We start from the raw sequence: 2,690 nt of genomic DNA on the forward strand, positions 1-2,690 counted from the left end.
GTTCATCAAGGTTGATTTACCCACATTCGGGCGACCAACAATGGCCACATAACCGGCTTTAAAATCTTCAGCGATATGGGCATTGTTATTTGATGAAAAGAACTCTTCGATAGCCAGATCGTTTTCTAGGACGTTATCTTCTATAGCGTTATTCTCTGACATAGCATCTTCTGAGCTATCAACCGTTAGCTTAGCAGCGTTTAGTCTGGCGTTATTTTGTTCAACGTCCTTTGCTACAGTCGCACTTTGGCTTGAACTCATATCTGGGTTTTCGGTCATATTTTTGGCATTATCTTCATTATTTAATGGCAAGTCATGCTGATTGCTCATGGATTAATCCTTGGAGGTTGTCATCAGTTATGCCACTTATTAATTGTTTAAAGAAAAGGGGCATAAGACTGATCATGTTAGAAGTATGAGTTATTTCAAAAAAAAGTTCGTTGAAATTATCTTTTGAAAGTATCGAATTCAATTTTACGGAAAATGGTTTTAAAAAAATTAGTTTTAAAAAACTAGGTACGTCTTTTTGGCTGTCCTGGCAGTTTATGTAGCTGATTAATCATTAATTCTGCTGCTTTTTGCTCAGCGATACGGCGGCTTTCACCAGACTCGGTAATATCAGGGCAATTATTTATATTAACTTGACAACGCACCACAAAGATTTGGTGCGGAGCGTTACCACGGGTTTCCATCAGCTCATAATGTGGCAAGTCAAACTGCTTAGATTGCAGCCATTCTTGTAATCGGCTTTTAGCGTCTTTTAGCGCTTTTTGGTCACTGACATTGTCTATGAGATCACCATACCACGATAGCACGCAAGCGCGGGTAATATCCATATCTTGACTGTCTAAATAAATAGCGCCTATCAATGACTCTACCGCATCTGCCAAGATGGAAGCACGATTACGCCCGCCGCCTTTACGCTCACCAACGCCCAGTATCAAATGATTAGACAGCTCTAAGTTTTGCGCAATAATTACTAGCGATTCTTGCCGTACCAAAGTTGCCCGCATGCGCGTCAGACGGCCTTCATTTTGCGTCGGATAGCGGTGATATAAGGCCTCACCAACGATCATTCCTAACAATGCGTCGCCCAAAAACTCCAAGCGCTCATAGTTTTTCTTACTATCAAAGGAACGATGGGTAAGCGCCAGTTTAGGCAAGCTTAAATCATTAAACACATAGCCCAACTTGCGCGATAATACCGCTAACCGTTGAATAAATTCTGCGCTAATAATAAGCGTGTCATCAGACACGCTATTTTTATGGGGATTGGGAACCGCCTGAGGAGACTGCGAAGTTGGTTTCATGCGTGGTCTGTGTGTATCCCTTTTTTTCAGTGGTAAATATAATGCAATACCAGTGTTTTAGAAATTGGTTAGAAAATTAAAAATAACAAAGTACTTTATTACTTTGATTTTAACGCTTTAAGTTTTGATATATAAGCTTTAATAATTAAGCTATTCGGCAGTAGTAGCATCAATGTCGCCTTCAAAGCGATTAACGATATCGATATTACCAAAAAAATTATTGGTGGTTTCATACTTCTTATGAATAGCCAGCTGACCTGGTTTTTTATCCGTGAAAGTAAACACTTCTTCTGCTTTGGTATCATAATCGGCGTTAATAGACAGCTGCTTATTCACGCGCTCTACAAACTGCTTGGTCGTTTCTTTATTGGCATTGGACTCTTTAAGCTGCGCACTTAAGGTTTTTGTTAATTGATAATCGCCAATTTGCGCCGGTGCAATAGCGACGAGCAATTTAGCAGCCACGCCCAAAACGATAATGATAAAAACGACACTCGTTACACTAGCGCCACGCTGCGAAGACAACCCAGATAACTGCTGCACCATAAGACCTCTCAAGGGGTAAGTTGCTATAGGTAAACTGCCATATTTAGAAAACTGTCTTGTTAACAACCTTTAATATGATGGCTTTCATTGGCTGGCCATAATATTAGCACAATCTATTATCGGAACATTATTCTTTAGCGAGCGTTACTCTTTAATGCAGCAATAATATCAATCAATACTACCATTGCGCTTAAAGGTTGGTAAGTTAAGACCGGGCGGTTTATGCATCCAAATATAGACCGCTTTACCCGCTAAATTATCATCGGGCACAAAACCCCAAAAACGCCCATCAGCACTACGGTCGCGGTTGTCACCCATTACAAAGTAATGACCTTCTGGTACACGAATCTGCCATTCTGTGCCTTCAGAGCTGACCACTTCTGGTGACTCTTGCTGTAAAAACGGTGCGTACTGCGAGCTATTCATATCGGCTAAATAGCGAACCAAGTGTTTGTTGTCGCCTTGAATCTCTTCAAAATACTTGGCCTCATTTTCTTCTTGCTGCCCCATTCGTATGGCATTATCTTCACTCAAGACCTGTCCAGGTGTCACTTGTCCGGCTGGATATAGCTGTGAGGTCAGCTCAGCATCGGCGTCAAAATTGACCGCCTTAGTAGGAACTGGCGTGTCATTAATTGCAAGCGTGCCTTGATTATAACTGACGGTATCACCCGGCAAGCCAATCACGCGCTTAATATAGTAAATACTTGGATTTTCTGGGTAACGAAAAACCGCTACATCGCCGTGCTCGGGCGCACCTGTATCAATTACTTTATTATAAGTCAGCGGCAGACGGACGCCATATGCGTATTTATTGACCGCGATAAAATCACC

The 2,690-nt window shown here is 41.6% G+C and carries 4 protein-coding genes; all 4 read right to left on the reverse strand.

The genetic code is table 11. The features are described from left to right. Window positions 1–330 (reverse strand): GTPase (locus tag V7D75_RS02325; RefSeq protein ID WP_333613249.1); only part of this gene is annotated, 330 nt, incomplete at its 3' end. 182 nt (window positions 331–512) lie between these two features. After that, window positions 513–1,310, reverse strand: a complete 798-nt coding sequence (gene rnc, locus V7D75_RS02330) for a ribonuclease III (RefSeq protein WP_102077327.1) — start codon at window positions 1,308–1,310, stop codon at window positions 513–515. Between the two features lie 150 nt (window positions 1,311–1,460). After that, window positions 1,461–1,856 carry a DUF4845 domain-containing protein gene (locus tag V7D75_RS02335; RefSeq protein WP_333613250.1) on the reverse strand — a complete coding sequence of 132 codons (396 nt, stop codon included), beginning with the start codon at window positions 1,854–1,856 and terminating at the stop codon, window positions 1,461–1,463. Window positions 1,857–2,024: 168 nt separating this feature from the next. Beyond that, the coding region (gene lepB, locus V7D75_RS02340; RefSeq protein WP_333613251.1) for a signal peptidase I at window positions 2,025–2,690 on the reverse strand (666 nt) is incomplete at its 5' end.

Origin of the sequence: Psychrobacter sp. (assembly GCF_036731945.1) — a bacterium.
Lineage (GTDB): Bacteria > Pseudomonadota > Gammaproteobacteria > Pseudomonadales > Moraxellaceae > Psychrobacter.